This is a genomic window from Streptomyces lycii, from assembly GCF_009735685.1.
Taxonomy (GTDB): domain Bacteria; phylum Actinomycetota; class Actinomycetes; order Streptomycetales; family Streptomycetaceae; genus Streptomyces; species Streptomyces lycii.
In genome coordinates this window covers 1-26,045 of record NZ_WHPN01000232.1, presented here as the reverse complement: position 1 = coordinate 26,045, position 26,045 = coordinate 1, and the positions used below count along the sequence as shown (strand labels likewise).

At 71.5% G+C, this 26,045-nt stretch carries 22 protein-coding genes; 18 read left to right on the top strand and 4 right to left on the bottom strand.

Annotated features, from left to right (window positions below; translation table 11 throughout):
- Positions 1-2 precede the first annotated feature (2 nt).
- From GCU69_RS09415 to GCU69_RS09355, 13 genes are all read left to right on the top strand, one after another.
- On the top strand, positions 3-1,193 hold the full coding sequence (locus GCU69_RS09415) for a cytochrome P450 (RefSeq protein WP_098755157.1): 1,191 nt from the start codon (positions 3-5) through the stop codon (positions 1,191-1,193).
- A gap of 17 nt (positions 1,194-1,210) precedes the next feature.
- Positions 1,211-1,894, top strand: coding sequence for a DUF6875 domain-containing protein (locus tag GCU69_RS09410; RefSeq protein WP_328629986.1), 684 nt, complete (start codon positions 1,211-1,213; stop codon positions 1,892-1,894).
- Positions 1,891-2,643 carry an SDR family oxidoreductase gene (locus GCU69_RS09405; protein ID WP_156205673.1) on the top strand — a complete coding sequence of 251 codons (753 nt, stop codon included), beginning with the start codon at positions 1,891-1,893 and terminating at the stop codon, positions 2,641-2,643. Before GCU69_RS09410 ends, GCU69_RS09405 begins: the two co-directional genes overlap by 4 nt.
- Positions 2,644-2,710: 67 nt before the next feature.
- Positions 2,711-3,385 carry a hypothetical protein gene (locus GCU69_RS09400; RefSeq protein WP_098755160.1) on the top strand — a complete coding sequence of 225 codons (675 nt, stop codon included), beginning with the start codon at positions 2,711-2,713 and terminating at the stop codon, positions 3,383-3,385.
- Positions 3,386-3,457: 72 nt separating this feature from the next.
- Positions 3,458-4,864: an FAD-binding oxidoreductase gene (locus GCU69_RS09395; RefSeq protein WP_156205671.1), complete on the top strand. Its 1,407-nt coding sequence runs from the start codon at positions 3,458-3,460 to the stop codon at positions 4,862-4,864.
- A 98-nt stretch (positions 4,865-4,962) separates the two neighbouring features.
- Positions 4,963-6,558, top strand: a complete 1,596-nt coding sequence (locus GCU69_RS09390) for a tryptophan halogenase family protein (protein ID WP_098755162.1) — start codon at positions 4,963-4,965, stop codon at positions 6,556-6,558.
- Positions 6,555-7,073 (top strand): flavin reductase family protein, encoded by a 519-nt coding sequence (locus tag GCU69_RS09385; protein WP_098755163.1) that lies wholly within the window; start codon positions 6,555-6,557, stop codon positions 7,071-7,073. The genes GCU69_RS09390 and GCU69_RS09385 overlap by 4 nt, the downstream gene beginning before the upstream one ends.
- Positions 7,074-7,164: 91 nt before the next feature.
- Positions 7,165-8,256, top strand: coding sequence for an aminotransferase class I/II-fold pyridoxal phosphate-dependent enzyme (locus GCU69_RS09380; protein ID WP_156205670.1), 1,092 nt, complete (start codon positions 7,165-7,167; stop codon positions 8,254-8,256).
- 445 nt (positions 8,257-8,701) lie between these two features.
- The gene (locus GCU69_RS09375; protein WP_156205668.1) at positions 8,702-8,977 is read left to right on the top strand and encodes a MoaD/ThiS family protein; all 276 of its coding nucleotides are present in this window, start codon (positions 8,702-8,704) and stop codon (positions 8,975-8,977) included.
- A 767-nt stretch (positions 8,978-9,744) separates the two neighbouring features.
- Positions 9,745-10,572, top strand: a complete 828-nt coding sequence (locus tag GCU69_RS09370) for a putative protein N(5)-glutamine methyltransferase (RefSeq protein WP_408055783.1) — start codon at positions 9,745-9,747, stop codon at positions 10,570-10,572.
- 410 nt (positions 10,573-10,982) lie between these two features.
- Positions 10,983-11,549, top strand: a complete 567-nt coding sequence (locus GCU69_RS09365; RefSeq protein WP_156205665.1) for a dihydrofolate reductase family protein — start codon at positions 10,983-10,985, stop codon at positions 11,547-11,549.
- Between the two features lie 575 nt (positions 11,550-12,124).
- Entirely contained in the window at positions 12,125-12,814 is a 690-nt protein-coding gene (locus GCU69_RS09360; protein WP_098751349.1) for a glycoside hydrolase family 11 protein, read from the top strand.
- A 224-nt stretch (positions 12,815-13,038) separates the two neighbouring features.
- Positions 13,039-14,034, top strand: a complete 996-nt coding sequence (locus GCU69_RS09355; RefSeq protein WP_156205663.1) for a COX15/CtaA family protein — start codon at positions 13,039-13,041, stop codon at positions 14,032-14,034.
- Between the two features lie 158 nt (positions 14,035-14,192).
- Here GCU69_RS09355 and GCU69_RS09350 read toward each other — a convergent pair whose 3' ends face one another.
- On the bottom strand, positions 14,193-14,573 hold the full coding sequence (locus GCU69_RS09350) for a hypothetical protein (protein WP_098751351.1): 381 nt from the start codon (positions 14,571-14,573) through the stop codon (positions 14,193-14,195).
- Between the two features lie 128 nt (positions 14,574-14,701).
- Positions 14,702-15,643 (bottom strand): heme o synthase, encoded by a 942-nt coding sequence (locus tag GCU69_RS09345; RefSeq protein WP_235978349.1) that lies wholly within the window; start codon positions 15,641-15,643, stop codon positions 14,702-14,704.
- 402 nt (positions 15,644-16,045) lie between these two features.
- Here GCU69_RS09345 and tkt point away from each other — a divergent pair, with 402 nt between their 5' ends.
- The 5 genes from tkt to pgl are packed head-to-tail and all read left to right on the top strand — an operon-like array spanning position 16,046 to position 22,679.
- Entirely contained in the window at positions 16,046-18,139 is a 2,094-nt protein-coding gene (gene tkt, locus GCU69_RS09340; protein WP_098751353.1) for a transketolase, read from the top strand.
- 35 nt (positions 18,140-18,174) lie between these two features.
- Positions 18,175-19,293 carry a transaldolase gene (gene tal / locus GCU69_RS09335; RefSeq protein WP_098751354.1) on the top strand — a complete coding sequence of 373 codons (1,119 nt, stop codon included), beginning with the start codon at positions 18,175-18,177 and terminating at the stop codon, positions 19,291-19,293.
- 1 nt (position 19,294) lies between these two features.
- Positions 19,295-20,818: a glucose-6-phosphate dehydrogenase gene (gene zwf / locus GCU69_RS09330; protein ID WP_098751355.1), complete on the top strand. Its 1,524-nt coding sequence runs from the start codon at positions 19,295-19,297 to the stop codon at positions 20,816-20,818.
- Positions 20,815-21,921 carry a glucose-6-phosphate dehydrogenase assembly protein OpcA gene (opcA, locus tag GCU69_RS09325; protein ID WP_156205661.1) on the top strand — a complete coding sequence of 369 codons (1,107 nt, stop codon included), beginning with the start codon at positions 20,815-20,817 and terminating at the stop codon, positions 21,919-21,921. The genes zwf and opcA overlap by 4 nt, the downstream gene beginning before the upstream one ends.
- On the top strand, positions 21,918-22,679 hold the full coding sequence (gene pgl, locus GCU69_RS09320; RefSeq protein ID WP_098751357.1) for a 6-phosphogluconolactonase: 762 nt from the start codon (positions 21,918-21,920) through the stop codon (positions 22,677-22,679). The genes opcA and pgl overlap by 4 nt, the downstream gene beginning before the upstream one ends.
- Positions 22,680-22,773: 94 nt before the next feature.
- On the opposite strand, the gene pgi is transcribed toward pgl, so the two are convergent.
- Both pgi and GCU69_RS09310 read right to left on the bottom strand, forming a co-directional pair.
- The gene (pgi, locus tag GCU69_RS09315; RefSeq protein WP_098751360.1) at positions 22,774-24,426 is read right to left on the bottom strand and encodes a glucose-6-phosphate isomerase; all 1,653 of its coding nucleotides are present in this window, start codon (positions 24,424-24,426) and stop codon (positions 22,774-22,776) included.
- 59 nt (positions 24,427-24,485) lie between these two features.
- Entirely contained in the window at positions 24,486-25,790 is a 1,305-nt protein-coding gene (locus GCU69_RS09310; RefSeq protein ID WP_156205659.1) for an MFS transporter, read from the bottom strand.
- Between the last annotated feature and the right edge of the window lie 255 nt (positions 25,791-26,045).

Sequence of the window (26,045 nt, the reverse complement as noted above, 5' to 3'; positions counted from 1 at the left end):
CCATGCCCGCCGAACACTTTCCCTTTCCCCCAGAGCCGCTCGGGCACGTTCCGGCCGGCTGCGCCCGGCGCCGCGAGTCGGACCCGCTCGGCCAGGTGACACTGCCCAGCGGAGACACCGTCCGGCTCGCCGTCCGCTACGACGACGTCGCGGCGGTCCTCAGCGACCCGCGCTTCAGCCGCGACCTGAGCAAGCCCGGCTGCCCGCGGCTCCAGCCCGGCGCGGACATGTCCGACGACCGCGACACCCTCATCAACATGGACCCGCCGCGGCACACACGGGTCAGGCGCCTGGTGAGCCGGGCGTTCACGGTGCGCAGCATCGAGAAGTGGCGCCCGCGGATCCGTGAGATCGTGCACCGGCTCGTCGACGACATGGCCGCCGGGCCCCGCCCCGCCGACCTGATGTCCGCCCTGGCCGAACCGCTGCCGATCACGGTGATCGCGGAGATCCTCGGCGTCGCCGACGGCGATCTGGACCGGTTCCGCCACTGGTCGTACGTGGCCATGAGCATCACCCCCGACATGGCGGAGGAACGGGCCCGGGGACGCGACGAGTTCTTCGCGTACCTCGCCGACCTGGTCGCCCAGCACCGCGAGCGGCCGGGCACGGACCTGCTCGACGCCATGATCGAGGCCACCGAGGACGGCGACCGGCTCAGCGAGGCCGAGCTGTGCGACACCGCCCGCTCACTGCTGCTGGCCGGCCACGAGACGACCATGACCTCGATCGGGCGGGGAATGTTCCGCCTGCTGTGCGAGCCCGCCCAGTACGCCCGGCTGGTGGCGGATCCGGGACTGGTGCCGTCCGCCGTCGAGGAGACGCTCCGTCACGACTTCCCCGCGGACGTGGGCTTCCTGCGCGTCGCCACCGATGACGTGGAACTTCCCTCCGGCGCCGTGCGGCGCGGTGAGGGAGTCATGCCGCTGATCTCCTCGGCACACCACGACACCGCGAAATTCCCGGACGCCGGCACATTCGACATCCAGCGGGCCGACAACGCGCACATGGCTTTCGGAAAGGGAGCGCACTACTGCGTCGGAGCGCATCTCGCCCGCGTGCAGATGCAAGAGGCGTACGACGCTCTGGTCCGCGCCTTTCCCGGCCTGCGCCTCGCGGTCTCCCCGGACAGCGTGGTCTGGAAGCCGGACATGATGACCCATGCGATAGCGGAACTCCCGCTCACCTGGTAACCCGGAGGCAGGTCGATGTGAGTACCGTACAAGAGAGCCCAGCATTCTACCGGTCGCAGGACGTGGCCCGGTTGGCGAAGGAATGGCCGGTCGTGCAGACCGTCGCGCAATGGTGCGAGGAATTTCTCGCGAAACCGCACCCGGACCTCGGCCGCGGCGGTTCCGTCTGCCCGTTCATTCCAAAGGCCCTTTCCATGAACAGGGTCGTCTTCGTCGTCGTGCACACCGAGAACCGCGCCGAGTCCGAGGTCGACGAGACCATAGCCCGGTACCGGCAGATCTTCCTCGACATGGAACCGGTCTCCGGCCAGGAAGCCATGGACAAGGCGATTCTGGTGATCCTCCCCGACGTGAGCGAGGAGGACGCCCCCCGGATGGTGGACGAGACCCACCGCAGGCTGAAGTCGGATTTCGTCGACTCGGGCCTGATGATCGGCAAGTTCCACCCGCGCAGCGAACAGGGCGGTCTGCACAATCCCGGTTTCCGGCCGCTGCGCAGTCCCGTTCCGCTGCTCGCCATCCGGCACATGGTCGACTCCGACCTTCCCTTCCTCAACCGTGTCGACGACCCCACCCAGGACCGCATCAGGTTCCTGGAGTCCTACGGACAGCGCTTCGACGGCGCCGAACCGTCCCGCTGGTCCGAGAAGGCCCGGGCCGCCCTGGAGAAGAACCGCCTCGCCCAGGAGCGTGAGCAGTGAGCGCCCCCGCGCCGCGCCGGGTGGCGGTCGTGGCCGGCGGCAGCCGCGGGATCGGGGCGGAGACGTCCCGGCGGCTCGCCGGGGCCGGCCTCGACGTGATCGTCGGCTTCGCGCACGACGCCGCGGCCGCCGAGGCCGTGGTCGGCGCCATCACCGCGGAGGGGACCGGCCGCGCCAAGGCGGTCCGCGCCGACATCACCGATCCGGGAGAGGCCGAGAAGCTCTTCACCGAGGCGGAGGCCGGCTACGGCGGCGTGGACGTCGTGGTGGTCTGCGCCGGGGCGCACGCGGCCACGCGCGGCCCGCTCGCCGACACCGACGACGCGAGTTTCCAGCGCGTGGTGGACGTCAACCTGCGCGGCACCTTCCACATGCTGCGTGCCGCGGCGGCGGCGGTACGGCCGGGCGGGCGGATCGTCACCTTCTCCAGTTCCGCGCTCCATCTGGGCGTACCGGACCAGGCGGTCTACAACGCGGCCAAGGCGGCGGTCGAGGTGCTGACCCGCCAGCTCGCGAAGGAACTGGCCGGGCGCGGCATCACCGTCAACGCCGTCGCCCCCGGGCCCACCGGGACCGAGCTGTTCCTGAGCGGCCGGCCCCCGGAGGCCGTCGAGGCCCTCGCCCGGCAGGTCCCGCTCGGCAGGATCGGCCGCCCCGAGGACATCGCCGACGTGGTGGCCTTCCTGGCCGGCGAGCACGGCGGCTGGATCAACGGCCAGGTCGTGCGCGCCAACGGAGGCATCGTCTAGCGGACCCGTGCCGTCCGCCGCGCGACAGAACCGTACGACCGTACGTCTCCCCGAGAGGAGTACCGCAATGCTGGACAGTGCGATCCCGCAGACCCCGCCGGGTGGCGCCTTCGACGGCGTCGAAGTGGTCGTCGCCGATTCCGAGGTGTTCGCCCCCTTCGTCGAGGACGCCTTGGAGCAGTACCGCATGGGCCGGGAGTCGGTGGGCCGGACCGGCTCCCGCGTGCACCGCCCCAACAGTTTCGGGCTGCTGGGCGGTACCTGCGAGGGCGACGCTCTGGTGGTGCGGCAGCTCGCGTTCGCCGCCAATGTGCGGGCCGTGGGGTCCGTACCGCAGGAGGAGTTCAAGGAGAACATCGTCCCGAAGTTCGGCAAGCAGTACGACGACGGGGAGCGCGGCTTCTGGTGCGACTCCCGTGAACTCCTCGACGTCACCCGCCGGTTCGAGGCCCTCGGCCTGGACATGCTCGGCTCGATCCACATGCACCCCGACTGGCACCGCATCGGGCCGGCCCACGAGCGGGGCACGGAGACCCTCAGCGAACGCCCCAGCCGGATGGACGAGTACCTGTTCACCAACGCCGGCTGGCCGCTCAACATCATCTGCTACCTGGAGAGCCGCGGGGACGGCATCACCCACACGTACGCCGCGTGGTGCCCGCCCGCCTCCGACGCCCCGTCCCCGAAGGTCAGGGGAATGGCCATCAGGTTCTTCGCGCGGGGCCACAGCGGGGCCGGCTGACCCGGCGGCTCCCCGTTTCGGCGAGTCGTCCGGTTTTGACGAGTCGTCCGGCAGTCCGACAGTGGAGGCAGCATGGAGGAACACCCGCAGCACGTCGGCACTGTGGTGACACAGGCCGATCCGGACTACGAGCAGGCACGGCACATCTGGAACGAGCGTTTCGACTTCCGGCCCCGGGCGGTGTTCTACCCCCGGAACGCCGAGGAGACGGCGGCCGCCGTCACGCATGTACGGGACCGGGGGCTGCCGTTCCGCATCAGGTCCGGCGGTCACAACAGCGAGGGCTTCTGCAGTGTGGACGACGGCGTCGTCATCGATCTGTCGAAGCTGGCGTCGATAGGCGTCAACAACGACCGGACCCGGGCGACGACCGGTCCCGGTGTCCTGCTCGGTGAGGTCTACGCGACTCTGGCCGCCGTCGGCGGCACCATCCCGGCCGGCGTCTGCCCCGACATCCGCATCGGCGGGCACGTGCTCGGCGGCGGCATCGGGATGCTCGTGCGCTCCCGCGGCCTGCTCATCGACAGCCTGGTGGGGCTCACCCTGGTCGACGCCCGGGGCCGGATCCTGGAGGTCGACGACTCCTCGCACCCGGAGCTGATGTGGGCCTGCCGTGGCGGCGGCGGCGGGAACTACGGAATCGTCACGTCGTACACCTTCGAGATGCGGCCGGTCTCCGAGGTGACGCTCTTCACGCTGGAGTGGGACTGGAACGGCGGCATCGGCGTCCTCGACACCTGGCAGCACTGGATCCTCCGGGCGGACACGCGCGTGAACGCCCGGTTCGCGTTCCTGCCCGGCTCCACCGGAACGGTCATGTCCACCGGGCTGTTCGAGGGGCCGGCGCGGGAGCTGGAGTCGATCCTCCGGCCGCTGGTCGGAAAGCACCCGCCGCGCGATTCCGTCGTCCGCACGGTGCCGTACGCGGAGAGCGTGGGCACGTTCACCGAACCGGTCCCCTCGATCCGGGCGAAGTTCGTGCCCGCGCTCGCCGGCGGCCCGCTCGGCACCGAGGCCCTGGAGATCCTGGAACGCCGGCACCGGGACGCGCCGGCCGGCGTCAAGACGGGGCTGTACGGACTCGGCGGCGCGGTGCTGGACAACGCGCCCGCGAAGCGCTCGTCGTTCGCGCACCGGGACGCGCCCATCTGCGTGGAGTACCTCGGGCACTGGAAGGACTCCGCGCACGACAGCGAGCACCTCGACTGGCTGACCGCGACCCGCGAGGAGCTGCACGGCTTCATGACCGGTGGCGCCTACGTCAACAGCCCGGACCGCGACCTGGCCGACTGGCTCCACGCCTACTACGGCGGGAACCTGCCCGGACTCATGGACGTCAAGCGCCGTTACGACCCGGACGACGTGTTCTCGTTCGAGCAGAGCATCCCCACCTCGCTCTCCCCCGCCGAGGCCCGCGCCGCGGGACTGACCGACACGGTCGTCGCGGAACTGCGCGGGCGCGGCCTGCTCCGCTCCTGACCCCCGGGAGCACAGCGGCCGGCGGCCGGATCCGCACCGGCCGGGACATCGGTTCCGGAGCACTTCGGACAGGCATTCCGAATCCCTCAGGAGACAACATGGACAACCGCATCAAGTCGGTCGTCATCCTCGGCGGTGGCACCGCGGGCTGGATGGCCGCCTCCTATCTCGGCAAGGCCCTCCAGCGGACGGTCGACATCACGGTCCTGGAGGCCCCCTCTATCCCGCGGATCGGCGTGGGCGAGGCGACCGTCCCCAATCTGCAGCGCGCGTTCTTCGACTACCTCGGCATCCCCGAGGAGGAGTGGATGCGCGAGTGCAACGCCAGCTTCAAGATGGCCGTCAAGTTCATCAACTGGCGCACGCCCGGCCCCGGCAGCCCGCAGCCGCGGACCCGCGACGACGGGCGCCCGGACACCTTCCACCACCCGTTCGGCCTGCTGCCGTCCGCCGACCGGATCCCGCTGTCCCACTACTGGGCGGCCAAGGCGCTCCGGGGCGAGACGAACGAAGCGTTCGACGACGCCTGTTTCGTCGACACCGCGATCATGGACGCCAAGAAGGCGCCCCGGTGGCTGGACATGAGCAGGGCGACCAACTACGCCTGGCACTTCGACGCCGCCAAGGTCGCCGCGTATCTGCGCGACTTCGCGGTCACCAAGCAGGCGGTCGTCCACGTACAGGACGAGATGACCGAAGTGCTCACCGACGAGCGGGGCTTCATCACCGCTCTGCGCACCAAGTCCGGGCAGCTGCTCAAGGGTGACCTGTTCATCGACTGCTCCGGCTTCCGCGGGCTGCTGATCAACAAGGCCATGGAGGAGCCGTTCGTCGACATGAGCGACCACCTGCTGTGCAACAGCGCGGTGGCCACGGCCGTGCCGCACGACGACGAGAAGAACGGCGTCGAGCCCTACACCTCCTCGATCGCCATGCCGTCCGGCTGGACGTGGAAGATCCCGATGCTGGGACGTTTCGGCACCGGCTACGTCTACTCCCGCGACTTCACCGGCCAGGACGAGGCCACCCTGGCGTTCTCGAAGCTGTGGGGGCTGGACCCGGACCACACCGAGTTCAACCACGTGCGCTTCCGGGTGGGGCGGAACCGCAGGGCATGGGTGCGCAACTGCGTCAGCGTCGGCCTGGCCTCGTGCTTCGTGGAACCACTGGAGTCCAGCGGCATCTACTTCATCTACGCGGCCATCCACATGCTGGCCAAGCACTTCCCCGACAAGACCTTCGACAAGGTCATCATCGACCGGTTCAACCGCGAGATCCAGGAGATGTTCGACGACACCCGCGACTTCCTCCAGGCGCACTACTCCCTGTCGCCGCGGACGGACACGCCGTTCTGGCAGGCCAACAAGGAGCTGGTGCTCGCCGACGGCATCAAGGACAAGATCGAGACCTACCGCGCCGGCCTGCCGGTCAACCTGCCCGTCACCGACGAGAGCACCTACTACGGCAACTTCGAGGCCGAGTTCCGCAACTTCTGGACGAACGGCAGCTACTACTGCATCTTCGCGGGGCTGGGCCTGATGCCGCGCGCACCGCTGCCCCTGCTGGCCTACAAGCCGCAGTCGGCCGCCCAGGCCGACCTGCTGTTCGCCGACATCAAGAAGAGGCAGCGGGAAACGGCCGACTCGCTGCCGTCCACCTATGAACTGCTCCGGCAGTTACACGGTGTCTCATGAGCAGCGGGCAGCGGTACCGCGACCTGATGAGCGCGTTCCCCACCGGGATCGCGGTCGTGACCAGCCTGGACGGGGAGGGCGCGCCACGGGGCATGACGTGCTCCTCGATCGCGAGCGTCACCGTGAGCCCGCCGACGCTGCTCGTCTGCATGCGCACCGGCAGCGCCACGCTGGACGCCGTGACGTCCCACGGCGCGTTCGCCGTCAACCTGCTGCACGAGGGCGGCCGGCACGCGGCCGAGGTGTTCTCCGGGCCCGCCCCGAACCGGTTCTCGCTGGTGGAGTGGAAGCAGTCGTCGTCCGGGCTGCCCTGGCTGACCGGTGACGCGTTCGCGGTGACGGAGTGCCGGGTCAGCGGCATCCAGCGGATCAGCGACCACGCCCTCGTGCTCGGTGAGGTGGACCGGATCTCGCAGGTGGAGGGCACGCCGCTGCTGTACGGGCTGCGCCGCTTCGCTGCCTGGCCGGAGCCCGTCGACGCCACCGTGGCCGGCTCGCGAGGGGGGCGCCCGTGAAGGGGTCTCCCGGCGGATCACCGCGCTTCCCGGCCGGTGCCCGTTCCGCGCCCGCGCCCGCACCCGTGAACTACCCGGAAGGCAGCAGCCGATGTCGACGAGTCGTACCGGCCCATCCCCCGCGCTGAGGGCCTCGGAGCTCGACCGGTTCTCCGCGTACCGCGCCGGCGAGGGCGGCCGGCGGGACGCGGCCGACGAGATCCTGGACCTGTCCAACAACGAGGTCATGATCTCCCCCCTGCCCGCGGTGGCCGAGGCACTGCGCCGGATCGGGACGGATGTCAACCTCTACCCGGACCCGACCGCCCACACCCTGCGGCTCCGCCTCGCCGAGCACTTCGGGGCCGGGGCGGAGGAGACCCTGGTCGGGCCCGGCAGCGCCGGAGTCCTCCAGCAACTCCTCCTCGTCCTGTGCGGCGCGGGCGACGAGGTGCTCTACGCCTGGCCCGGCTTCGACGCCTACCCCCTGCTGATCGCGGTCAGCGGCGCCCGGGGTGTCCCGGTGCCGCTCACCGCCTCCGGGGACCACGACCTGCCGCGGCTGCTGGAGAAGGTGAACTCCCGGACCCGGGCCGTGATCCTGTGCTCCCCGCACAACCCGACGGGCAGCCGCATCACCCGCCCCGCGCTGCGCCGGTTCCTCGACGGCCTCCCGTCCCATGTGGTGGCCGTCCTGGACCAGGCGTACACGGAGTTCGACGCGGAGGAGGACCAGCGGGACCTGACTCCCATCCGCGACTACGGCAACGTGGTCCTGCTGCGGACCTTCTCCAAGGCACACGGGCTGGCCGGGCTGCGGGTCGGTTACGCCTTCGCCTCCGCGGAGATCGTGCACCGTGCCCGGAAGACCGTCATCCCGTTCTCCATCACACGGACCGGGGAGCGCGCGGCCGTGGCCTCGCTCCAGCAGCAGGAGGCACTCACCGCGAGAATCGCCACGATCCGGCGGCTGCGCGGCGCGCTGGAGGACGACCTCGGCGCCGAGGGGCTGGTGCCCACGCCCTCGGCGGGGAACTTCGTCTGGCTCCCGCTCGGTCCGTCCTCGGAACGTTTCGCCGCCTCGGCCCTGGAGGCCGGGGTGCGTGTCAGGGCGTACGCGGACATGGGCGTGCGGATCTCGGTGGGCACCGAACAGGCGCACCGCCGGGTGCTGCTCGCGGCCAGACGCCACCGGTCCGGCTGAGCCCCGGCCGGCGGCCCGGGACCGGTCCTGCCGGCCTCGGCTCCGGGCCGGGTTCAGCCTGCCGGTTCGGTTCCGGTTCCCGATCCGGCCACAGTCCGGATCTTGGCTTCAGTCCGGGTCCGGCTTCAGTCCCGGTCCCGGCTCCGGTTCCGGCTCCGGTCCCGGTTCCGGTCCCGGTTCCGGCTGCGGCTCCGACTCCGGATTCTGTCCGGGTCCGGCTCCGGCTCCCGTTCCGGGGCGGGTTCAGTCCGCGCTCCGGTTCCGGCTCCGTCACGGAGACTCCTCCGCCGTTCACTTCCCTGCCCGTTCCCGCCGGTTCCCGCCCGTTCCCCACCGGCTCCCGCCCGTTCTCCACCGGCTCCCGCCCGTTCCCGATTCGCTTCCGCCCGTTTCCGACCCGATCCGCGTCAGTTCCGCGACGCTCGTTCCGAGAGGCAGGCCCCGTATGAACGTGACCGTTCGCATCCCGACGATTCTGCGCTCCCACACCGGCGGCCGAGCGGTCGTCCCCGCCGTCGGTGACACGCTGTCCGAAGTGATCGACTTCCTGGAGAAGGAGCACCCGGGAATCTCCGGCCGGGTGCTGGACGACCAGGGCAGGCTCCGGCGCTTCGTCAACGTGTACGTCAATGACGACGACGTCCGGTTCACCGGCGGTCTTCGCGCCGGCACGCCCGACGGGGCCGAGATCACCATCATCCCGGCGGTCGCCGGCGGCTGACCGTGCCCCGCTCCCCGCGGTGGCAGCCTCGCGCGCCCGTCCCCGCTCACGGCGGCCCGCTCACGGCCGCCCGTGGGGGCGGGCGCACCGGGCGGCGGGCGCACCGGGGGCGGGCGCACCGCAGGGCCGGAATCGGCCCGCTCCGTGCCATGCCGTACGGCGTGCGCCGATGCGGACGCGGAGGCGCGCTCGGAGCAGATGCGCGACGACCTGGCCCGCCTCGCCGAACTGCGGAAGGACTGGCCCCGAGGGCCCCATCCGGCCGTGACCGGTGGCCGGTTGACACAGCGACCGGCAGGGGCGGACAGGCCGGGCGCCGCTGTGCCCGGGGCCGTCCGATCGGGTACTGTTGCCGCTTCCGGCCAGGAACCGACCGAGGAGGTGAGACCCATTACCGCTGCGGCAGTCCGGGTGCTCTCGTCTCCCACCAGCGCGGTCCCGTAGGCACAGGCGACCCGCGAGAGCGCCCTTCGGTATTCGAAAGGCTCGCGTCTCCCATGTCGGCTTCACCATCCCCGCTGTCCTCCGCCTCGCCCGCTTCCACGCCGTCGGCTTACCGCCCCCCGGCTTCCACACCGTCGGTTTCGAGGCGGCCCGCTTCCTCTCCGCCGGGCCCGTCGCCGGCCCCTTCGCCTCCCTCCTCCGCCGCGCGGACGCCCTCCTCGTCCGCACCTGGCTCGCCCGCGCCCGCCGCCTCCGCGCCCGGCTTCCGCGGCCCCGCCTCCCCCGCGCCCGCCGCCTCGGAGCTGCTGCCGCCGTCCGCCGTCGTGGCCAGGCTCCGTGCGGCCGGATGTGTCTTCGCCGAGGACGAGGCACGGCTGCTGGTCTCCACCGCGCGTACGGCGGACGACCTCGCCGCCATGGTCGAACGGCGCGTCGCCGGCCTGCCGCTGGAACACATCCTCGGCTGGGCGGAGTTCTGCGGGCTGCGGATCGCCGTGGACCACGGCGTGTTCGTGCCAAGGCGCCGTACCGAGTTCCTGGTCCGGCAGGCCGCCGAGCACGTGCGGCGCCGGGCGGACGGCGGAACCGCGGGCACCGGTGGGGCGCCGCGCCGCCCCGCACCCGTCGTGCTCGATCTCTGCTGCGGCTCGGGAGCGGTGGGCGCCGCCCTCGCCGCCGCCGTCGGCCGCACGGAGCTGTACGCGGCCGACATCGATCCCGCCGCGGTCCGCTGCGCCCGCCGCAACACCGCGGCCGCCTCCGGGCAGGTGTACGAGGGCGACCTCTACGAGCCGCTGCCCGCGGGGCTGCGCGGTCGTGTCGACGTACTCGTCGCCAACGCGCCGTACGTCCCCACCCGGGCAATCGGCCTGCTCCCGCCGGAGGCCCGGGTGCACGAGCCGCGGGCGGCGCTCGACGGCGGCGCGGACGGTGTCGAGATCCAGCGGCGGGTGGCGGCGGAGGCGCCCAGGTGGCTCGCACCGGGCGGCTGCCTGCTGATCGAGACGAGTGAGCGTCAGGCCCCGTACACCGCCGAGGCGATGGCCCGCGCGGGTCTGGTTCCGCGCGTGACCACCTGCGACGAGCTGGAGACCGGCGTGGTGCTCGGCACCATGCCGGACCCGGAACGGGAAATACGGGCCGGCCGTTGACGCCCCGGGCCCGCGCCCACCACCGGCCTACCCGCCACCGACCGCCGACCGCCGACCCGACGCAAACGGGGCCGCCCCGACGGAAACGGGGCCGCCCCGACGATTACGGGTCCTCGGCGAGCGTCCTGCCCGCGAGCCGAGTCGGTGATCCGCTCCTTCGGCGGCCTGGTCGCGGTTGAGCGGCCTGATTGCGGTTGAGCGGCCTGGTCGCGGTTGAGGCCCAGGTCCGGTTCGCCCGCGGGCTGCTGCCGTACAGGGGCGAGCCCGAATCCGCCGGGTGCCCGAGCCGGCGAGTACGTCGCATCGAGCCCCGCCCACGAGGCTGTCCGTGAGCCCGGAGCGGGCACCGATGAGTTTCCCGCACGGCGCCGGTCCATACCCACGAGTCCCCCTCGCGAAAGGCTGGCGCCATGCGGAAACTGGTCTACGGCATGAACCTGACCCTGGACGGCTACATCGCCGCGGCGGGCGACGACATCGGCTGGAGCGGGCCGCCGAGCGACGAGCTGTTCCAGTGGTGGCTCGACCAGGAGCGGGCGAGCAGCCTGTCGCTGTACGGGCGCAAGCTGTGGGAGACGATGAGTTCCTACTGGCCGACCGGCGACCAGCGGCCGGGCGCCACCCCGGCGGAGATCGAGTTCGCGCGGAACTGGCGGGACACGCCGAAGGTGGTGTTCTCCTCGACGATCGGCAAGGTCGACTGGAACACCCGCCTGGTCACCGGCGACGCGGTCGCCGAGATCTCCCGGCTCAAGGCGGAGGACGGCGGCCCGATGGGCATCGGCGGCGCGACGCTCGCCGGGGCGGCCATGCGGGCCGGGCTGATCGACGAGTACGTGATCGCCACCCATCCGGTGCTGGTGGGCGGCGGCACGCCCTTCTTCGCCGCGCTGGACAGCTGGGTGAACCTGAAGTTGGTGGAGACGCGGACGTTCCCCGGCGGCGTGGTGCTGACCAGGTACGAGACGAGGCGCTGAGCGCACGCCCGCCCCGGCCGTGTCCCGTACAGGGGGCGCTTGCGCCGCCGGGCATGCCGCTCCGGGGGACTGATCACGAACGGAAGTGCCGGGTTGCCGGTGCGGGCGTCCGCGGGAGGAGCCCGTCCGGCGGCTCCCGCTTCTCTCCAGCCACCCCGGAAGTTATTCCGGAAACTTTCGGTCCCACTGACCGAAATCACCGATATTTGATCTTGCGATTGCCCCCTTCAAGCAATGATCCGGAGTTTGATTCACCACTCAACCCACTTGACCAGCAGTGACGTGTTGTCAGCTGGTTTTCGGCCAGGGCGATCCTTCCGGAATCTTTGCGAGAACTGTTGACTAGTCACGGAGCCGGGCCAACACTGAGTCGGCGTCACAGTCCTCAACCCCCTGTGATGCCGGGTCACTCAGCGTGACCCGCTTGTCCGGTCCGAGCCGCACGAGGACCGGCCAATCCCCACCGACGTTGGACGACGCCGCGCGGTGGCCGCCACCCCGGCCGCCGGCAGACCCACGGGGTCGCACAACGCTGCCTGGCTTCGCGCCAGCCTTCCCGAGGAGGAAGCGTGCACATGGACAACTCCCCCGCCCGCCGCCCCATCAGCCGCAGGAGCATCCTCGGCGGTGCCGGGGCCCTGGCCGTCGGCGGCGCCTCCGGGCTGATACTGCCCGGCACCGCCCACGCGGACACGACGATCACCACGAACCAGACCGGCAACCACGAGGGCTACTACTACTCGTTCTGGACCGACGGCGGCGGGTCGACCTCCATGACCCTCAAGGCCGGCGGCAACTACAGCACCCAGTGGAGCAACACCGGCAACTTCGTCTGCGGCAAGGGATGGAGCAACGGCAGCCGCCGGAACGTCAACTACTCGGGCAACTTCCAGCCGTCCGGCAACGCCTACTTGTGCCTCTACGGCTGGACCTCCAACCCGCTCGTCGAGTACTACATCATCGAGAACTGGGGCACCTACAGACCCACGGGGACGCACAAGGGCACCATGTCCAGCAACGGCGGCACGTACGACATGTACCACACGATGCGGTACAACAAGCCGTCCATCGAAGGCGACAACAAGACCTTCCCGCAGTTCTGGAGCGTCCGGCAGTCCAAGAGCATGAGCGGGGTCATCACCACGGGCAACCACTTCGACGCCTGGTCCCGCGCCGGCATGAGCCTCGGCAACTTCAACTACTACATGATCATGGCTACCGAGGGTTACCAGAGCAGCGGCCGCTCCAACATCTGGGTCAGCTGACCTCGTACGCCCGGGACACCGCACCCGTGGCGCGGCGGCCCGGCCGCCGCGCCACACCGCTGCCGGGCTCCGTGACCACCGGCCTCCCGCTTCGGAGGCTCGCCGGTGCGACGGCGGAGCGGCGGACCGCAGCCGGGCGGGTGGTCCGGACCGACCGCGCCCCGGACCACCCGCTTCCGCCCGGGAGCCCCCCTCGTGAAAACAAGCACAAGGGGTTGCTTACGATGGTTGCCGTGTCGAAAGTGCCCGCAGTCGTACGCAACCCGCTCGCCTTCCTCGCCGCCCGGTGGACCCCGTCGCAGGCGACGGTCCGGCGGGCTGCCTTCGCCGCGCTCCTGATGAGCGTGGTCATCGTGGTCACCGGCGGCGCCGTCCGGCTGACCGGCTCCGGCCTGGGCTGCGAGACCTGGCCCAAGTGTTCGAGCGACAGCCTCATCGCCACCCGCGAGATGGGGCTGCACGGCGCCATCGAGTTCGGCAACCGGATGCTGACGTACGTGCTGTCCGCGGCCGTCGGCTGGGCGATCCTCGCGGCCCGGTCCGCCAAGCCGTGGCGCCACGACCTGACCCGCCTCGGCTGGGCGCAGTTCTGGGCAGTCATGGCCAACGGCATCGTCGGCGGCATCACCGTGCTCACCGAACTCAACCCGTACACCGTCGCCGGGCACTTCCTGGCCGCCACCGCGCTGCTCACCATCACCGCGATCACCTGGCACCGCAGCCGGGAGGGGAACGGCGCGCCGCGCGTGCTCGTCGGGCCCCGGGTGCGGCAGCTGGCCTGGGTGATGGCGGTCGTCGCCGGGCTGCTGATCGTGGCGGGGACGGTCGTCACCGGCGCCGGTCCGCACGCGGGCGACAGCAGCGAGGTGCCGCGGATGGGCGTGGACTGGGAGACCGTGACCCGGCTGCACGCACTGCTCGCCTGGGCCGTGGTCCTGCTGACCGCCGCACTGTGGCTGGTACTCCGGGTGCTGGACGCCCCCGCGCGGCCGCGGCGGATGACCGGCGCGCTGATGCTGGTGCTGCTCGCGCAGGGCGGCATCGGCTACGTCCAGTACCTCACCGAGCTGCCGGAGGTCCTGGTGGGCCTGCACATGCTCGGGTCCTGCCTGGTGTGGGTCGGCGTGGTGCGGGTCCTGCTCTCGCTCCGGGAACGGCCGGACTCCTCCGCCGCCGGAGCGGCCCCGCGCGCGGACACGGCGGTCACGGCCGCCGTCTGACGGCTCCGGCGGGGCGTCCGGGTCCGGGTGCCTGGCTGCTCCGGGCGCCCCGACGGGACAGCCCGCGCCCGTACAACGCGGAAAGACTGCCGGCGCGGACGGCCCCGTCGGGGCGCCCGGTGCCCGGACGGCCCGCTGTCACCGCCGGGCCCGTGCCCTCAGTCGTTGGACGGGCCGCCCACCTGGATGCCCGCCATCCGCGACCACTCGTACGGGCCGGTGCGGACCTTCGCCGCGAGGTCGCCGTCGAAGTTCTCGTGCAGGGTGATGCCCGCCTTCTCCGCGGCGCTCCGCGCGACGGCGTGCGAAGGGGCCACGAGGTCGCCCCAGCCGCCGTCCTCCCCGACGAGCACGATGCGGGTGCCCACCTGCCCGAGATGGGCGAGCTGGCCCTCGGCGCCGCCGTGGCGCCCGGCGAAGGCGGTGATCTCACGGGCGAGCTTGGCGGCCCGCCGTGCGGCCCTCCGGTCGCCCGCGGAGCCCCCGGCACCCGCCGCCGGGGCCGCCTGCGTGTCCTCGTCCTGCTTGGTGTCTGCCATGGACAGGATGCTACCCACGGGTAGATCAACGGGCGACGGGCCGTACCCACGGAGCCCCGTCCGCGCCGTACGGGAAACCCGGCCCCGAACGGCGTACGCCCGGGCCGGCGCGCGGGAACGCACCCGGGTCAGCGCAGGAAGGGGTCCACCGCGACGGCCACGAAGAGCAGCGACACATAGGTGATGGACCAGTGGAAGAGCCGCATCTCCTTGAGCTTGGCACCGGTGATCCCGGCGGCGGCCCGGCTGTGGAGGCCGTGTGCCTCCTTGAGCCAGAAGGCGCCGAGCGCGGCGGCGGCCAGGGTGTAGAACCAGCCGGTGTAGCCCAGCGGCTGGAGCAGCAGCGAGACGCCGACCATCACCCAGCTGTAGAGGACGATCTGCCGGGCGACGGCCTTGTTGCCCGCGACGACCGGGAGCATCGGCACGCCGACCCGCTCGTAGTCGTCCTTCACCTTCATCGACAGCGGCCAGTAGTGCGGCGGTGTCCAGAAGAAGATGACGAGGAAGAGGACGAGGGCGGCCCAGGAGACCTCGTTCGTCACCGCGGACCAGCCGATGAAGACCGGCATGCAGCCGGCGATGCCGCCCCAGACGATGTTCTGCGCGGTGCGCCGCTTGAGCCACATCGTGTAGACGACGACATAGAAGAGGAGCGCGCCCAGCGACAGCATCGCGGAGAGCGGATTGACCAGCACCCAGAACCAGGCGGTGGAGATGACGGCGAGCGCGGTCGCGAAGACCAGGCACTCCCGCGGCGAGACGACACCGGTGACCAGCGGGCGCTGCGCGGTGCGGTCCATCATCGCGTCGATGTCCCGGTCGATGTACATGTTGAACGCCCCGGCGCCGCCGGCCGACAGATAACCGCCGACGCAGGTGACGAGCACCAGCCAGAGGTCCGGGACCCCCTCGGCGGCCAGGAACATCACCGGCACGGTCGTCATCAGCAGCAGTTCGATGACGCGCGGCTTCGTCAGGGCGACGAACGCTTTGACCCGGGAGTCCAGCGGCCGGTAGCCGGGACCCATCACGGGCATCCGCACAGGACGGGAATCGACGGCCGTCACGCACACCCCTGGTTGAAATGACATCGGCGGCTGAGCCGCTGGAAGACCAGCAAACCCGCCGGGCGTCCGCCCGGGCAGGACTTGCGCTTACCACGCCACTCTAGACGCAGGGGATTACCCGCCCCTCCCCGGGGTCACCGTGTTGAGCGGCGGCCGCGCGCCGTCCGTATGGATAGCCCGACAGGCGAAGGCGCACGGCGGCGGGCACGCTGGGAGGCGGGTGTTCACCCGCGGGACGGAAACGCGTCACCACGATTCCGGTTACCGCGGGCAACCGGTCCGCCGGTTGTTTTCAGCTGGTGGACAGTCGAAAAAACGCACGTGCGCGCGAGATAGGCTCGACTACGCCCGGTGGGCAAGTCACCGGCATTGCGACCTTGTGGAGAGGAGCCCTGACTCAGGGTGAGCACTAAGCCGACCACCACCGATCTCGAGTGGACCGAACTGGACCAGCGGGCTGTCGATACCGTCCGGGTGCTGGCCATGGACGCCGTGCAGAAGGTCGGTAACGGCCACCCGGGCACGGCCATGAGCCTCGCCCCGGCCGCCTACCTGCTGTTCCAGAAGCTCATGCGGCACGACCCCTCGGACGCGGACTGGACCGGCCGCGACCGGTTCGTGCTCTCCCCCGGCCACTCCAGCCTGACGCTCTACATCCAGCTGTTCATGGCGGGTTACGGCCTGGAGCTGGACGATCTGAAGGCTTTCCGGACCTGGGACAGCAAGACCCCCGGGCACCCGGAGTACGGCCACACGACCGGGGTCGAGACGACCACCGGCCCGCTCGGCCAGGGCATCGCCAACGCCGTCGGCATGGCGATGGCCGCGCGCTACGAGCGCGGTCTGTTCGACCCGGAGGCCCCCGAGGGGACCTCCCCGTTCGACCACACCATCTGGGCGATCGTCTCCGACGGCGACCTGGAGGAGGGCATCTCCGCGGAGGCGTCCTCGCTGGCCGGCCACCAGAAGCTCGGCAACATCGTCGCGCTCTACGACGACAACCACATCTCGATCGAGGGCGACACCGCCACCGCCCTCTCCGAGGACGTGCTGAAGCGCTACGAGGCGTACGGCTGGCACGTCCAGCGCATCGAGCAGTCGGCGAACGGCGACTTCGACGTGCAGGCGCTGCACGCGGCGCTCAAGGCGGCGCAGGCCGAGACCGAGCGCCCCTCGATGATCGCCGCCCGCACCATCATCGCCTGGCCCGCGCCGAACGCGCAGAACACCGAGGCCTCGCACGGCTCGGCACTCGGCGCGGAGGAGGTCGCGGCGACCAAGCGGGTGCTGGGCTTCGACCCGGAGCAGCACTTCCAGGTCGACGACGAGGTCTTCGCGCACGTCCGCAAGGCCGTGGACCGGGGCCGCGAGGAGCACTCCGCGTGGGACAAGCGCCTCCAGGAGTGGCGTTCGGCCAACCCGGAGCGGGCCGCCGAGTTCGACCGGATCTCCGCGGGCGAACTGCCCGAGGGCTGGGAGCAGAAGCTGCCGGTGTTCGAGTCCGGCAAGGACGTCGCGACCCGCAAGGCCTCGGGTGAGGTCCTCAAGCACCTGGGCGCCGTGCTGCCCGAGCTGTGGGGCGGCTCCGCCGACCTCGCGGGTTCGAACAACACCACGATCGACCCCACCTCGTCCTTCCTGCCGGCCGGCAACCCGCTGCCGGAGGCCAGCCCCTACGGCCGCACGGTGCACTTCGGCATCCGCGAGCACGCCATGGGCTCGACCATGAACGGCATCGCGCTGCACGGCAACACCCGCATCTACGGCGGCACCTTCCTGGTGTTCTCCGACTACATGCGCCCCGCCGTCCGGCTCGCCGCGCTGATGAAGCTGCCGGTCACCTACGTCTGGACGCACGACTCGATCGGCCTCGGCGAGGACGGCCCGACCCACCAGCCGGTGGAGCACATGGCCGCGCTGCGCGCCATCCCGGGCCTGAACATGGTCCGCCCGGCCGACGCCAACGAGACGGCGACCGCCTGGCGCGAGATCGTCCGCCGGCACACCGCGAAGCCCGCCCCGCACGGCCTGGCGCTCACCCGGCAGAACGTCCCGACCTACGAGGCGAACGACGACGCCGCCAAGGGCGGCTACGTCCTCTTCGAGGCCGAGGACGCGGACGGGCGGCCCACCACCCCGCAGGTCGTGCTGATCGGCACCGGCTCCGAGGTGCAGCTGGCCGTCGAGGCGCGCGAGCGGCTCCAGGCCTCCGGCGTCCCGGCGCGCGTCGTGTCGATGCCGTCGACCGAGTGGTTCGAGGAGCAGGACCAGGGGTACCGGGACAGCGTGCTTCCGCCGTCCGTCAAGGCCCGGGTGGCGGTCGAGGCGGGCATCGCCCTCACCTGGCACCGGTATGTCGGCGAGGCCGGGCGGATCGTGTCGCTGGAGCACTTCGGCGCCTCCGCCGACTACAAGGTGCTGTACCGCGAGTTCGGTCTGACCGCAGAGGCCGTGGAGGCCGCGGCTCGGGAATCTCTCGAAGCCGCCGGTCGCTGACGCCTGTAGACAATCAAGTAGGAGATGCAATTTTCATGGCAGACGCACTCAAGCGCCTCTCCGACGAGGGTGTGGCGATCTGGCTGGACGACCTGTCCCGCTCGTTCATCACCTCCGGTGACCTCGCGGAGCTGATGGACTCCAGTCACCTCGTCGGCGTCACGACCAACCCGACGATCTTCCAGAAGGCGATCTCCGGCGGCGAGGGGTACGAGCAGCAGCTCTCCGACCTCGCGGTCCGCCGGGTGACGGTGGAGGAAGCGGTCCGGATGATCACCACGTCGGACGTCCGCGACGCCGCGGACGTGCTGCGTCCGGTGTACGACGCGACCGACGGCCGCGACGGCCGGGTCTCCATCGAGGTCGACCCGCGGCTGGCGCACAACACGCACGCCACCGTCGCCGAGGCCAAGCAGCTCGCCTGGCTCGTGGACCGGCCGAACACCTTCATCAAGATCCCGGCGACCGAGGCGGGCCTTCCCGCGATCACCGAGGTCATCTCCCGGGGCATCAGCGTCAACGTCACGCTGATCTTCTCCCTGGAGCGCTACCGCGCGGTGATGGACGCCTTCCTCACCGGTCTGGAGAAGGCCAAGGCCGCGGGCCTGGACCTCGCCACGATCGAGTCGGTGGCGTCCTTCTTCGTCTCCCGCGTCGACACCGAGATCGACAAGCGGCTGGACGGCATGGGCACCGACGAGGCCAAGGCGCTGCGCGGCAAGGCCGCCATCGCCAACGCCCGGCTCGCCTACCAGGCGTACGAGGAGGTCTTCGGCTCCGAGCGCTGGGCCGCCCTGGAGAAGGACGGCGCCAACCGGCAGCGCCCGCTGTGGGCCTCCACCGGCGTCAAGGACAAGGCGTACAAGGACACCCTGTACGTCGACGAACTCGTCGCCCCGGGCACGGTCAACACCATGCCGCACTCCACTCTCGACGCCGTCGCCGACCACGGCGAGATCAGCGGCGAGACGGTGCGCGGCCGCTACGAGCAGGCGAAGGCCGACCTGGACGCGCTCGAGAAGATCGGGATCTCGTACGACGAGGTCGTGCAGCTCCTCGAGGACGAGGGCGTGGAGAAGTTCGAGAAGTCCTGGACCGACCTCCTGAAGTCCACCGAGGCGGAGCTGAAGCGCCTCGCTCCCCCGGAGGCCTGAATTGACCAGCAGCAATCCGCTGCGTGACGCATCGGACCGGCGGCTCCCGCGTATCGCGGGGCCGTCCGGCCTGGTCATCTTCGGCGTCACAGGCGATCTGTCCCGTAAAAAGCTGATGCCTGCCGTCTACGACCTCGCCAACCGCGGACTGCTGCCGCCGGGATTCTCGCTCGTCGGCTTCGCCCGGCGGGACTGGGAGGACGAGGACTTCTCCCAGGTCGTCCACGACGCGGTCAAGGAGCACGCGCGGACCCCGTTCCGCGAGGAGGTCTGGCAGCAGCTCGCCCAGGGCTTCCGCTTCGTCTCCGGTGACTTCTCCGACGACGACGCCTTCCGGACGCTGAAGGCGACGATCGACGAGCTGGACAAGGCACGCGGCACGGGAGGCAACTTCGCCTTCTACCTGTCGGTGCCGCCCAAGTTCTTCCCCACCGTCGTGCAGCAGCTCAAGGAACACGGGCTGTCGCAGGGCGAGGGCGACTCCTGGCGGCGCGCCGTCATCGAGAAGCCGTTCGGCAACAACCTGGCGACCGCCCAGGAGCTCAACCAGGTCGTCCACCAGGTCTTCCGGCCGTCCGACGTCTTCCGGATCGACCACTACCTGGGCAAGGAGACGGTCCAGAACATCCTGGCGCTGCGCTTCGCCAACACGATGTTCGAGCCGCTGTGGAACAGGTCCTACGTCGACCACGTACAGATCACGATGGCCGAGGACATCGGCATCGGCGGCCGGGCCGGCTACTACGACGGCATCGGCGCCGCCCGCGACGTCATCCAGAACCACCTGCTCCAGCTGCTCGCGCTGACCGCCATGGAGGAGCCGTCCTCCTTCGACGCCAAGGCGCTGGTCACCGAGAAGCTGAAGGTGCTCAAGGCGGTCCAGCTGCCCGAGGACCTGGGCCGGCACACCGTGCGCGGGCAGTACACGCACGGCTGGCAGGGCGGCGAGGAAGTGCTCGGGTACTGCGAGGAGGAGGGCATCGACGCCCACTCCCGCACCGACACCTACGCCGCGATCAAGCTCGGCATCGACAACCGGCGCTGGGCGGGCGTGCCGTTCTATCTGCGCACCGGCAAGCGGCTCGGCCGCCGGGTCACCGAGATCGCGGTCGTCTTCCAGCGCGCGCCGTACTCCCCCTTCGACACCACCGACACCCAGGAGCTGGGGCAGAACGCCCTGGTCATCCGGGTGCAGCCGGACGAGGGCGTCACCATCCGCTTCGGCTCGAAGGTGCCCGGCACCTCGATGGAGATCCGGGACGTGACGATGGACTTCGCCTACGGCGAGTCGTTCACCACCTCCAGCCCGGAGGCGTACGAGCGGCTGCTGCTGGACGTCCTGCTCGGCGACGCCAACCTCTTCCCCCGGCACCAGGAGGTCGAGGAGTCCTGGCGGATCCTCGATCCGGTCGAGGAGTACTGGGACCGGCACGGCAAGCCGGAGAAGTACACCGCGGGCACCTGGGGGCCGCAGGCGGCGGACGAGATGCTCGCACGAGACGGACGGAGCTGGCGCCGGCCATGAAGATCGACCTCACGGACACCACGGCCAGCAAGATCAATTCCTCGCTGGTGCAGGCCCGCAGGGCCACCGGCACCCCGGCGGTCGGCATGGTGCTGACCCTCGTCATCGTCACCGACGAGGGCAACCACTACGACGCGCTGAAGGCCGCCGGCGACGCCTCCAAGGAGCACCCCTCCCGGATCCTCGTCGTCATCAAGCGGCACGGGCGCTCGCCGCGGGACCGCAAACTGGCCCGGCTGGACGCCGAGGTGCGCGTCGGCGGGGACGCGGGCACCGGCGAGACCGTGCTGCTGCGGCTGCACGGCGAACTGGCGAACCACGCGCACTCGGTGGTGCTGCCGCTGCTGCTGCCGGACGCCCCGGTGGTCGTCTGGTGGCCCGAGGACGCCCCGGAGCACCCGAACGAGGACCTGCTCGGCAGGCTCGCCGCCCGGCGCATCACCGACGCGGCGAACATCGAGGACCCGGTCTCCACGCTCGCCCAGCGGGCCCGCACCTACACACCGGGCGACACCGACCTGGCGTGGACCCGGATCACTCCGTGGCGCAGTGTGCTGGCCGCCGCGCTGGACCAGAAGCACGCGGCGATCGAGTCGGCCGTGGTGGAGGGCGAGGCGTACAACCCGAGCAGCGAGCTGCTCGCGCTGTGGCTGGCGGACCGGCTCGGCGTCCCCGTGGAGCGCAAGGTCTCCGAGGGGCCCGGCCTGACGGCGGTCCGGATGGCGACCACCGACGGCGAGATCTGCCTGGACCGGGCGAACGGCTCCCTCGCCGAGCTGGCCATGCCCGGCCAGCCGGACCGGCATGTGGCGCTGAACCGGCGGGAGACCTCCGAGCTGATCGCCGAGGAGCTGCGCCGGCTGGACCCGGACGAGACGTACGCGTCAACGGTGCGGTTCGGGGTCGGCAAGCTGGGCAGCCAGGTGATCCGGCCCGGAGCGGGCGGCGACACCGACAGCGGTTCCGGCAGCGGGAGCGGCAGCGGCAGCGACGCCGGTGATGGCGACGGCGGCGGACCGGAGAGCGGCGCCGGGCCGGACGCGGGCGGGAAGAAGCCCGCCGGCCGGAAGGCCGCCGCCTCCGGCAAGGCGGCGCGGAAGTGACCGCCCCCGAGACCGTCGTCCACCGGGACAAGGAGCAGATGGCCCGGGACACGGCGGCCCGGCTGATCACGAAGATCACCGAGGCGCAGGCCGCGCGCGGCGGCGCCTCGGTGGTGCTCACCGGCGGGCGCAACGGCAACGGCCTGCTGGCCGCGCTCGCCGACGCGCCCGGCCGGGAGGCCGTCGACTGGTCGCGGGTGGACCTCTGGTGGGGCGACGAGCGCTTCCTGCCGGCCGGCGACCCCGAGCGCAACGACACCCAGGCGCGCAAGGCGCTGCTGGACTCCCTGCCCCTGGACGCCGCGCGGGTGCATCCGATGCCCGCCTCGGACGGGCCGCACGGCGAGGACGTGGAGGCGGCGGCAGCGGCGTACGCCGAGGAGCTGGCCACGGCCGCCGGGTCCGGGGGGCGCGGACCGGTGCCGGTCTTCGACGTGCTGCTGCTGGGCGTCGGCCCCGACACCCATGTGGCCTCGCTCTTCCCGGAGCTGTCGGCCTCGCGTGAGACGGAGCGGACCGTGGTCGGCGTCCATCACGCGCCCAAGCCGCCTCCGGTCCGGATCTCCATGACCCTGCCCGCGATCCGGACCGCCCGCGAGGTGTGGCTGCTCGCCGCGGGCGAGGACAAGGCCCGGGCGGTGACGACGGTGCTCTCCGACGGGATCGGGGAGATCCAGGCCCCGGCGGCGGGGGCGTACGGCAGCGAGCGCACGCTCTGGCTGCTGGACGAGTCCGCCGCGGCGGACCTGCCGCGCTGATCCCTCCGTACACCCGGCCGGGCCCCGCCTCCTCCCGAGGCGGGGCCCGGCCGCGTCGTACGGGTCAGCCGGACGCGCAGCTCGCGGTAGCGCGTCAGCGGCCGCGCAGCTCCCGGTAGCGCGCCACCAGGGCGGCGGTGGACCCGTCCAGGCCCGCGACCTCGGCGCCCTCCGTCAGTGCGGGCTCGATGCGCTTGGCGAGCACCTTGCCGAGTTCGACGCCCCACTGGTCGAAGGAGTCGATGTTCCACACCGCGCCCTGGACGAACACCTTGTGCTCGTAGAGGGCGATCAGCTGGCCCAGCACCGAGGGGCTGAGCTCGGAGGCCAGGATGGTGGTGGTCGGGTGGTTGCCGTGGAAGGTGCGGTGCGGCACCTGCTCCTCGGGCACGCCCTCCGCCCGGACCTCGTCCTCCGTCTTGCCGAACGCCAGGGCCTGGCCCTGGGCGAACAGATTGGCCATCAGCAGGTCGTGCTGCGCGGCGAGGTCGTCGCTCAGTTCGCCGACCGGGCGGGCGAAGCCGATGAGGTCGGCCGGGACGACCTTGGTGCCCTGGTGCAGCAGCTGGTAGTAGGCGTGCTGGCCGTTGGTGCCGGGGGTGCCCCAGACGACCGGGCCGGTCTGCCAGCTCACCGGCTCGCCCGAACGGTCGACCGACTTGCCGTTGGACTCCATGTCCAGCTGCTGGAGATAGGCGGTGAAGCGGGACAGGTAATGGCTGTACGGCAGGACGGCATGGGACTGGGCGTCGTGGAAATTGCCGTACCAGATGCCGAGCAGGCCGAGCAGCAGCGGTGCGTTCTCCTCCGGCGGGGCGGAACGGAAGTGCTCGTCCATCAGATGGAAGCCGGCGAGCATCTCGCGGAACCGCTCCGGGCCGATGGCGATCATCAGGGACAGACCGATGGCCGAGTCGTAGGAGTAGCGTCCGCCGACCCAGTCCCAGAACTCGAACATGTTGGTGGTGTCGATGCCGAACTCGGCGACCTTCTCGGCGTTCGTCGACACGGCCACGAAGTGGCGGGCGACCGCCGCCTCGTCACCGCCGAGCCCGGCCAGCAGCCAGCTCCGGGCGGAGGTGGCGTTGGTGATGGTCTCGATGGTGGTGAAGGTCTTGGAGGAGATGACGAAGAGCGTCTCGGCCGGGTCCAGGTCCCGCAGCGCCTCGTGGAGGTCCGCGCCGTCCACGTTCGAGACGAAGCGGAACTGCAACTCCCGGTCCGTCCACGGGCGCAGCACCTCGTACGCCATGGCGGGGCCGAGGTCGGAACCGCCGATGCCGATGTTGACGACCGTACGGATGCGCCGGCCGGTGTGGCCCGTCCAGTCCCCGGAGCGCACCCGGTTGGCGAACACGGACATCTTGCCGAGCACGGAGTGGACGGCGGGGACGACGTTCTCCCCGTCGACCTCGACGACGGTGTCGTGCGGCGCGCGCAGCGCGGTGTGCAGCACCGCGCGGCCCTCGGTGTTGTTGATCTTCTCGCCGCGGAACATGGCGTCCCGCAGCTCCGTCACGCCGGTCGCCGCCGCGAGTTCGCGCAGCAGCGCGAGCGTCTCGTCCGTCACGAGGTGCTTGGAGTAGTCCAGGTGGAGGTCGCCCACCCGGAGGGAGTAGCGCCCGGCGCGGCCGGGGTCGGTGTCGAACAGCTCGCGCAGCCGCACCTCCCCGAGCTTGTCCCGGTGCCGGGCCAGGGCGGTCCACTCCGGCATCCGGTCCAGCCTGCCGCGGCCCTCTGCGTTCATCTCCGACATCAGCTCACTTCTTCTCGACGTGCCCCCACTGCGTCTTCCAACCTAAGGGATCAGCCGTCGCGGTGAGGTGTCCGTCCGCTGTCCGGGACCTTGCGCGCGGGTGTCCCGAGCGCGGGAAGCAGCGCGGGCAGGGCGAGCAGGAAGAGGCCCGCGGTCATCAGGGCCGGGGCGTTCAGCCCCCAGGCTCCCGCGGCGGCTCCGCCGAGCAGCGCCCCGAACGGAGCGCTGCCCGCCGACAGGGTGCGATTCGCGGCACTGACCCGTCCGAGCGCGGCGGCCGGGGTCCGCTCCTGCATCATCGTCACCTCGGTGACGTTCCAGACCATGGTGCAGAACCCGAGCACCGCGAGGGAGGCCATGGCGGCCGGCAGTGTCCGGACGCCACCCAGCACGACCAGCGAGGCGATCTGCGCGAGCAGCCCGAAGAAGAGGGACCGCGCCTGGCCGGTCCGGCGGGTGAGCCGGGCCGCCGACAGGCCACCGGCGACGCTGCCGACCCCGTAGGCCGCCAGCGCGGCGGCATACCCGGCCTCGCCCGCGTCCAGCCACCCCGTCACATGCAGCACGAGCATCGCGATGAGGGCGCCCATGCCGACACTGCTCAGCGCGTTCGCGGCGCACAGGGCCCGGAGCACCCGGTCCCGCCACAGCAGCCGTATCCCGTCGGCGACGTCCCGCCGCAGCGTCCGGCCCTCCGGGCGCGGCTCCCGCTCCGGGCCAAAGGTCTTGAGCGAGGCGATCAGGGCCGCCGCGAGCAGATACGTCACGGCGTCGACCGCGTACGGAACCGCCGCGCCGAGGGCCAGCAGCAGCGGGAGCGCGGGCGTGGCCACGAACGATCCGGCGATCTGCTGGCCGGTCATCAGCCGGGCGTTGGCCGATGACAGCGCGGGCCGCGGGACGACCGACGGCAGCAGGGCCGTGGCCGCGTTGTCGAAGAGGGTCTGGAGGGTCGTGAGGGCGAACGCCAGGGCGATCACCAGCGCGATGCTCACCCGGTCCAGCGCGACGGCGACGGCGAAGGCGGCCACCAGCAGGCCCCGCACCACGTCGACCGCCCACATCGCCCGCCGCTGGTCGACCCGGTCGGCGACGGCCCCGCCCAGCAGCCCGAACAGCAGCCAGGGCAGATAGCCGCAGGCCGTCACCAGCGACACCAGGAACGGGTCGTCGGTCAGCCCGACCGCCAGCAGCGGCAGCGCGGCCGTGCGCAGCGCGTCCCCGAACCGCGACAGCACGGCCGCGCCCCACAGCCGGCCGAATCCGCCCCGCCACCGGAGCCCCGCCGCACCGCTGACGGGCGGCCCCTCCGCGACCCGCACCCCGGCCGCGCCGCCCTGTCCTGCTTCGTCCATCACTCGGCCTCCCCGGACGCGAACCTCGCGTCCGTGCAGGACCGTAGCGACGGGCACTGACAACCGCCTCGGCCAACTGCCCTACGCGCCCTCCTCAAACAGCGGGCGGCGACGGGCGCACGCCTCCGGTGCCCGTCCGCCGCTTCCCGCGGGCGCCGTGCGGGAGGGAAGGCCCCGTGCGGGACCGCCGGGCGCCCACCGCGCGCCGCGCCGCCCGGGTGCCCGCCCTCCGCCCTCCGCCGCTCTCCGCCGCCC

Excerpts from the sequence above, each read along its gene's own strand:
- GCU69_RS09395 (WP_156205671.1), top strand. The coding sequence starts at position 3,458 with ATGGAGGAACACCCGCAGCACGTCGGCACTGTGGTGACACAGGCCGAT.
- GCU69_RS09400 (WP_098755160.1), top strand. The coding sequence starts at position 2,711 with ATGCTGGACAGTGCGATCCCGCAGACCCCGCCGGGTGGCGCCTTCGAC.
- GCU69_RS09360 (WP_098751349.1), top strand. The coding sequence starts at position 12,125 with ATGGACAACTCCCCCGCCCGCCGCCCCATCAGCCGCAGGAGCATCCTC.
- GCU69_RS09365 (WP_156205665.1), top strand. The coding sequence starts at position 10,983 with ATGCGGAAACTGGTCTACGGCATGAACCTGACCCTGGACGGCTACATC.
- GCU69_RS09375 (WP_156205668.1), top strand. The coding sequence starts at position 8,702 with ATGAACGTGACCGTTCGCATCCCGACGATTCTGCGCTCCCACACCGGC.
- opcA (WP_156205661.1), top strand. The coding sequence starts at position 20,815 with ATGAAGATCGACCTCACGGACACCACGGCCAGCAAGATCAATTCCTCG.
- GCU69_RS09355 (WP_156205663.1), top strand. The coding sequence starts at position 13,039 with ATGGTTGCCGTGTCGAAAGTGCCCGCAGTCGTACGCAACCCGCTCGCC.
- GCU69_RS09310 (WP_156205659.1), bottom strand. The coding sequence starts at position 25,790 with ATGGACGAAGCAGGACAGGGCGGCGCGGCCGGGGTGCGGGTCGCGGAG.
- GCU69_RS09385 (WP_098755163.1), top strand. The coding sequence starts at position 6,555 with ATGAGCAGCGGGCAGCGGTACCGCGACCTGATGAGCGCGTTCCCCACC.
- pgi (WP_098751360.1), bottom strand. The coding sequence starts at position 24,426 with ATGAACGCAGAGGGCCGCGGCAGGCTGGACCGGATGCCGGAGTGGACC.
- tal (WP_098751354.1), top strand. The coding sequence starts at position 18,175 with ATGGCAGACGCACTCAAGCGCCTCTCCGACGAGGGTGTGGCGATCTGG.
- GCU69_RS09380 (WP_156205670.1), top strand. The coding sequence starts at position 7,165 with ATGTCGACGAGTCGTACCGGCCCATCCCCCGCGCTGAGGGCCTCGGAG.
- GCU69_RS09390 (WP_098755162.1), top strand. The coding sequence starts at position 4,963 with ATGGACAACCGCATCAAGTCGGTCGTCATCCTCGGCGGTGGCACCGCG.
- GCU69_RS09350 (WP_098751351.1), bottom strand. The coding sequence starts at position 14,573 with ATGGCAGACACCAAGCAGGACGAGGACACGCAGGCGGCCCCGGCGGCG.
- GCU69_RS09415 (WP_098755157.1), top strand. The coding sequence starts at position 3 with ATGCCCGCCGAACACTTTCCCTTTCCCCCAGAGCCGCTCGGGCACGTT.